Source organism: Bacillus sp. FG16, from assembly GCF_057809515.1.
Genome location: NZ_JBMDKC010000032.1, coordinates 46,718 through 53,169 on the forward strand (window position 1 = coordinate 46,718; position 6,452 = coordinate 53,169).

A 6,452-nucleotide genomic window follows, 5' to 3' on the forward strand; every position below is an offset into this window, starting at 1 on the left:
CTACTTGAAAGCAAAAACAAGCAGGATTTTTTATAATTATATAGAAGCTTCTCTTACATTACATATTTTTTACAATTGTAACACAAATGAAATTTGAATTTTCAGTATTTCTTAATTATGATTTTAATTAGAGGCTTTCCATCTAGTTTCCACATCCTTGATTTCGGAATAAGCGCCGTCTCGTACTGCGTTTACATTATATTTTCAAGGGGGTTATACAATGAGTCAACTAGCTGTAAATCTTCATGAAAAGGTAGAAAAGTTTCTTCAAGGTACAAAAAAGTTATATGTGAATGGATCTTTCATTGAAAGCGCTTCCGGTAAAACATTTAAAACACCTAATCCAGCAACTGGTGAAACACTTGCCGTCGTTTCTGAAGCTGGTCGCGAAGATATTCATAAAGCTGTAGTCGCAGCTCGCATGGCTTTTGACGAAGGTCCTTGGTCTCGTATGAGCACTGCTGAGCGAAGCCGTCTCATGTACAAGTTAGCTGATTTAATGGAAGAACATAAAGAAGAGCTTGCACAGCTCGAAACATTAGATAACGGAAAGCCAATCCGTGAAACAATGGCAGCAGACATACCACTTGCAATTGAGCATATGCGCTATTACGCTGGCTGGGCTACGAAAATCGTTGGTCAAACAATTCCTGTTTCCGGTGATTACTTTAACTATACACGCCATGAAGCTGTTGGTGTCGTTGGTCAAATTATCCCTTGGAACTTCCCGCTTCTTATGGCAATGTGGAAAATGGGAGCAGCGCTTGCTACAGGATGTACAATCGTTTTAAAACCTGCAGAACAAACTCCACTATCTGCTCTATACTTAGCTGAATTAATTGAAGAAGCTGGATTCCCAAAAGGTGTTATTAATATCGTACCTGGATTCGGTGAATCAGCTGGACAAGCTCTCGTTAATCATCCACTCGTTGATAAGATTGCATTTACCGGTTCTACTCCTGTCGGTAAACAAATTATGCGACAAGCATCCGAATCATTAAAACGCGTTACACTTGAGTTAGGCGGTAAATCACCAAATATCATCTTGCCAGATGCTGATTTATCTCGCGCGATTCCTGGTGCACTTTCTGGTGTTATGTTTAACCAAGGACAAGTATGCTCTGCTGGATCACGCTTATTTGTTCCGAAGAAAATGTATGATAATGTCATGGCTGATCTCGTCCTCTATTCTAAAAAACTAAATCAAGGTGTCGGTCTTAACCCTGAAACAACAATTGGTCCTCTCGTTTCTGAAGAACAACAAAAACGTGTAATGGGCTACATTGAAAAAGGGATTGAAGAAGGCGCTGAAGTACTTTGCGGAGGAAGTAATCCATTCGATCAAGGCTACTTCGTTTCTCCTACAGTATTCGCTGACGTAAATGATGAAATGACGATCGCAAAAGAAGAGATTTTCGGTCCAGTTATTTCTGCAATACCGTTTAACGATATTGATGAAGTAATTGAACGTGCAAATAAATCACAATTCGGCTTAGCGGCTGGTGTGTGGACAGAAAATGTTAAAACAGCACACTATGTTGCAAGTAAAGTACGTGCAGGTACAGTATGGGTAAACTGTTATAACGTCTTTGATGCAGCATCTCCATTTGGAGGATTTAAACAATCTGGTCTTGGCCGTGAAATGGGATCTTACGCATTAAATAACTATACAGAAGTAAAGAGCGTTTGGCTTAACTTAAATTAATGAAAAGAACCTGACCTACCTGGTCAGGTTCTTTTCATTATGTATTCCTTTAAACTTGCAGTCCTCCGCTCACATTTAATACTTCACCTGTAATATAAGATGCGTATTCTGATGCTAAAAAGGCTGCCGCGTTCGCAATATCTTCTGGCGTTCCAATTCTACCAACTGGAATAGCACCAACCATCTTTTCTTTCACTTTATCTGGTATCGTTTTTGTCATATCTGTATCCATAAACCCCGGACAAATCGCATTACAAGTAATACCGAAGCTTCCAACTTCTTTCGCTGCTGTTTTCGTTAAACCGACAACTCCTGCCTTTGTAGCCGCATAATTTGCTTGACCTATGTTTCCTTCTCTACTAATTGAAGATATATTAATAATGCGTCCATACCCTTGTTGTCTCATGTAAAGAAGCGCTGGTTGCATACAATAAAAAACTCCAGTTAAGTTCACTTGTAATACTTGTTCCCAAGCAGACTTCTCCATTTTATGTAACATTGCGTCTCTTGTAATTCCAGCATTATTCACCAAAATATGTAATGTACCAAATTTTTGAACCGCATATTCAATTAACGACTTTGCTTCATTTTGATTACTCACATCACATCGATATGAGCACACTTCATATCCTTCATCTGATAACTCACGTGTCGTTTTTTGTAGATTCTCTTCATTTACATCGCTAATTAATACTTTCGCCCCTAGTTTTGCATAAACCCTTGCAATCTCTTTTCCAATTCCCTGTGCAGCTCCTGTTACAACAGCTGTTTTCCCATTTAAAAACTCCATCCCTATCCCTCATTTCTATTACTTATACTGTATATTTCGGCTCCTTGCTTTCCAATTCCTCTTTGTATAAAAAAGTCTATTTGTGTCAAACTAACTTTGCAACGTCGCATAAAGTGAAACTTTAATCAGTGGGAAGTTTGTTCATCCCCACTGATTATTAGTTGAACCAATCGGGCATTTACGGGCAGTTAATCTCCCACCTAGCTTCTTTGTTCCATCTGAATTTTGAGGTGGGAATTTTACTACCCGTTATGCAGGATAAAGTGTAAGGAGATTGTGTCGAATGAACAAAAAGAATTTCAAACAAAGCAAAGCAACTGATGGCATTGACGTTGAGTTCTCTCGCGAACTCGCTGACCACAATGACTTAGAAGCAAACGCACGTGCAAATGCCGCTGATGCACGTCAAAAACGCCAATCAACCGAAAAATAAGGTACATCACAACCTTATTCTTTTCAAAAGGGACCTACTACCCAACAAAATAAACCGAGAGACATCTCTCGGTTTATTTTCTATATTTTTTTGCATAATGAGCCAAAGTAAGCAACGGATATATATGAGCATAACTATGATAACGAATATAAAATCCACCTGGTAAACCTGTTCCAGTAGGATATTTTTCATTTGCATAAGGGTTGGAGAGCAAATATGAAATACCTTTTCGAATGACTGGTGTTTCTTTATCATAGTAAGAAATGAGGGCATCTAAAGCCCATGCTGTTTGGGATGGTGTACTAAATGGCAAAGTAACGAATCTTTTTTCCACACTACTTTGGCAAGATTCTCCCCAGCCACCATCTTCATGCTGTATATGTTCAAGCCATAAAACTGCTCGTTTCAATGATGAATCGCTAGATGGTATTCCTAGTGACCGTAAACCAGTCAACACTGCCCACGTACCATATATATAACAAATTCCCCATTTCCCATACCATGATCCATTTTCCTCTTGTACATTCATTAACCAATTTATCGCACTTTGTTTTTGTTTCTCGGGCAATTCATTTTGCGTATATGTCCCGAAAAACTCTAACACTCTTCCTGTAATATCTGGTGTAGAAGGATCTGTAATCATATCACTTGCATTTTCGATTGGTAAATTTGCTAATATACGGCTCGTTACTCCTTTTTCAAAAGCCCCCCAACCACCATCATTATTTTGCAATCCTTTAACCCAATTAACCGCTCGCTTCCAAGCATTATCTACATTTTCGTTCCCTCTACTTCGCGCCAATGCTCTTAACACAGCAGTTGTATCATCAATATCTGGAATCGTCGTATTCACATCCGAAAACCCCCAACCACCTGGGGATATATCCGGTGCATGTACACTCCAATCTACTTTCTTCGTTTGCTGTTTTCTTAGTAAATACGCTGATGCATTTTGAATCACTTTACTTGCTTTCGGAACTTGAGCTTCTTGCAAAGCATAACTGAGTAAAGCTGTATCCCATACAGTTGACGGAGAGTTTTGCAAATGGCCCCCTCTCTCCATCTTCCATATATAAGATGTGATTCCCGTTATAGCCTTCTGAATAATTGGTGATTGAATAGAATGTCCTAATGCAAGTAAAGCATAAATCATATAAAACGAGGCAGTTGCGTAACTATATAATGTTCCATTTTCATCAATACGCTCTTTCATAAAACGTTCTACTTCCTCATATCCTTTATGATGCAAAGAAAGTGGATACGTTATAATTTTCTTCACGTCACTTAATAGTGTTTGAAAAACCGGAGATCGGTCCTCCCGAAACCATTCTCCGCCCCCGCCTGCAATGTGATTTAAATTTGGCAATAACTTTTTCCCTACTCGAAATCTTTTATTTAAACACAACATCATCGGAATTAAATGAATACGTGCTGAGCTACTCAATTCAAATATACTGAGAGGGGAATCATTCTGCAGAAACATAATTGGTGTTGGCAAATGAAAGAGAGAAGGATATTCATATTCTCCATGAATCGCTAATAAAAACTTCGTCATAAAATGAGCACGCGCTACCCCCCCACGCTCATTTATAAACATTTCCGCTCGCTTCATATTCGCATCTTCTTTTGTATATTTTTCCGATGCAAGTAAGGCAGCATAAGATTGGATTGTAGCAGATAAATTACCACCCACTTCATCTTCATACAATTTCCATGTTCCTTCATTTGTTTGAAGTGATGCTAATCTTTTTACAAACGGTTCTATCTCTTTATCTCTACCTAATAATTTTAATAAAAAAATCATATGACAATCTGTTAGTGGCGCTCCTTCAAAACAAAACCGCCACGTACCATCTTGCCGTTGCATCGTTTGAAGTGCAGTTGTTCTTCTCGCTATTTCTTCATGCACTTTTTCATATAATAACAAGTTACTCACCCACCCTTTCGAAATCCGTATAACGATATTCAAAAAGGTAGCTGAATATGTATAAAAACAAAGAAAAGCAGAACATATAACATGTTCTGCTCATAAACAATATCCTACTCCGACAATAATCCCTAATAAAGCACCAACTACTACTTCATACGGTGTATGCCCAACAAGTTCATTTAACTTCTTATATTCTGTTTCTCTACCGTGAAAAAAGTCATTCAATATTTTTGCTTGTTTACTTACTGCAAGCCTTACTCCTGAAGCATCATACATAACAATAATGGCAAAAATAGCAGCAACCGCAAACATCGAGCTTTCCACACCTTCCACTACTCCAACTCCTGTAGCAAGCGCTGTAACAGTTGAAGCATGAGAACTTGGCATCCCACCTGAAGCAAAAAACTTTGCAAAATCAAATTCACCCATTTTAACTAATTTAAAGACTACTTTCGTTAATTGTGCTAAAAACCATGAAATTACAGCTGCCATAAGCGGATCATTATGTAAAATTGTTTCCATGTTCTCAGCTCCTTACTGACTATAATGGAAATTCTATATAATATAAGTATAAAGAAAAATGCGTAGAAAATACTACGCATTATGATACTTTTGCTGATTTATTTTTTATAAATTTCGGTTGTTTCTGCACTAAAAACTTTGTCTTCGCTACCGAGAATACAAATAAAGCAACCCATATACAGAAAAATGCAATCATATGTGTAGATGTGAAATGTTCACCAAATACAAATACACCTAAAATTAAGCTAATTGTTGGCGCAATATATTGTAAAAATCCCACCATATAAAGCGGAATAAGTTGTGCTCCTTTTGCAAAATAAAATAGTGGTAATGCCGTTACAATACCTGCTCCTATTAAAAGTAACGTTGATAACATTGAAATAGATCCAAATGAGCCGAAACCATGTGCTCCTGTCATAACAAGATAAATGATCGCAAACGGCGTCACTAACATCGTTTCCATCGTAAGTCCAATTGTAGCATCATAATTTAACAGTTTTTTCGTTAATCCGTACAATCCAAATGAAAAGGCAAGTGAAAGAGAAACCCACGGAATAGATCCGAAACGTACTGTTAAAATGACAACCCCTACTCCTGCTAAACCAACTGCAACATATTGCCAAAAGTTTAACTTTTCCTTTAAAACGACTGTACCAAGTAAAATACTAATAAGCGGATTAATATAATAGCCAAGACTCGCTTCAATAACATGATTATGATTAACGGCCCATATGTAAACAAACCAGTTTCCGCTAATCAAGACTGAAGCTATTGTTAATGACATTAATAATTTAGGTCGTTTAAAAAGATTCACAAATTCCCCAATAAACTGGCGAAACCTCTTCGTAACACCTAATACAAGTAACATAAAAACAAATGCCCAAACGATGCGGTGTGCTAATATTTCATCTGCTGGAACTTCCTCAACCCATTTCCAATAGATCGGTAGGATTCCCCACATCGTATAAGCACCAGCCGCATATAGTATCCCTTTTTTTTGCTCTGCTGATTGACTCCCATGCCCATCAACTTAAGCCTTTTTACTACCCCCAAGTACAAAAAAACGTTATTC

The 6,452-nt window shown here is 37.8% G+C and carries 6 protein-coding genes; 2 read left to right on the forward strand and 4 right to left on the reverse strand.

The features are described from left to right. Positions 1–220 precede the first annotated feature (220 nt). Positions 221–1,705, forward strand: a complete 1,485-nt coding sequence (gene dhaS / locus ACODS7_RS14005; protein ID WP_000080279.1) for an aldehyde dehydrogenase DhaS — start codon at positions 221–223, stop codon at positions 1,703–1,705. Positions 1,706–1,754: 49 nt separating this feature from the next. Here dhaS and fabG read toward each other — a convergent pair whose 3' ends face one another. Continuing rightward, entirely contained in the window at positions 1,755–2,495 is a 741-nt protein-coding gene (gene fabG / locus ACODS7_RS14010) for a 3-oxoacyl-ACP reductase FabG (RefSeq protein WP_000395038.1), read from the reverse strand. Between the two features lie 283 nt (positions 2,496–2,778). On the opposite strand from fabG, the gene ACODS7_RS14015 reads away from it, so the two are divergent. Next, positions 2,779–2,928, forward strand: coding sequence for a YfhD family protein (locus ACODS7_RS14015; protein ID WP_001035815.1), 150 nt, complete (start codon positions 2,779–2,781; stop codon positions 2,926–2,928). A gap of 73 nt (positions 2,929–3,001) precedes the next feature. Here the strand turns inward: ACODS7_RS14015 and ACODS7_RS14020 are convergent, their stop codons facing one another. The 3 genes from ACODS7_RS14020 to rarD all read right to left on the reverse strand — a co-directional run bounded on the left by ACODS7_RS14020 (position 3,002) and on the right by rarD (position 6,341). Continuing rightward, entirely contained in the window at positions 3,002–4,855 is a 1,854-nt protein-coding gene (locus ACODS7_RS14020) for a terpene cyclase/mutase family protein (RefSeq protein WP_016080712.1), read from the reverse strand. A 99-nt stretch (positions 4,856–4,954) separates the two neighbouring features. Beyond that, positions 4,955–5,380 (reverse strand): divergent PAP2 family protein, encoded by a 426-nt coding sequence (locus ACODS7_RS14025; RefSeq protein WP_016080711.1) that lies wholly within the window; start codon positions 5,378–5,380, stop codon positions 4,955–4,957. A gap of 79 nt (positions 5,381–5,459) precedes the next feature. Then, on the reverse strand, positions 5,460–6,341 hold the full coding sequence (gene rarD, locus ACODS7_RS14030; protein WP_086412244.1) for an EamA family transporter RarD: 882 nt from the start codon (positions 6,339–6,341) through the stop codon (positions 5,460–5,462). Positions 6,342–6,452: the final 111 nt, after the last annotated feature.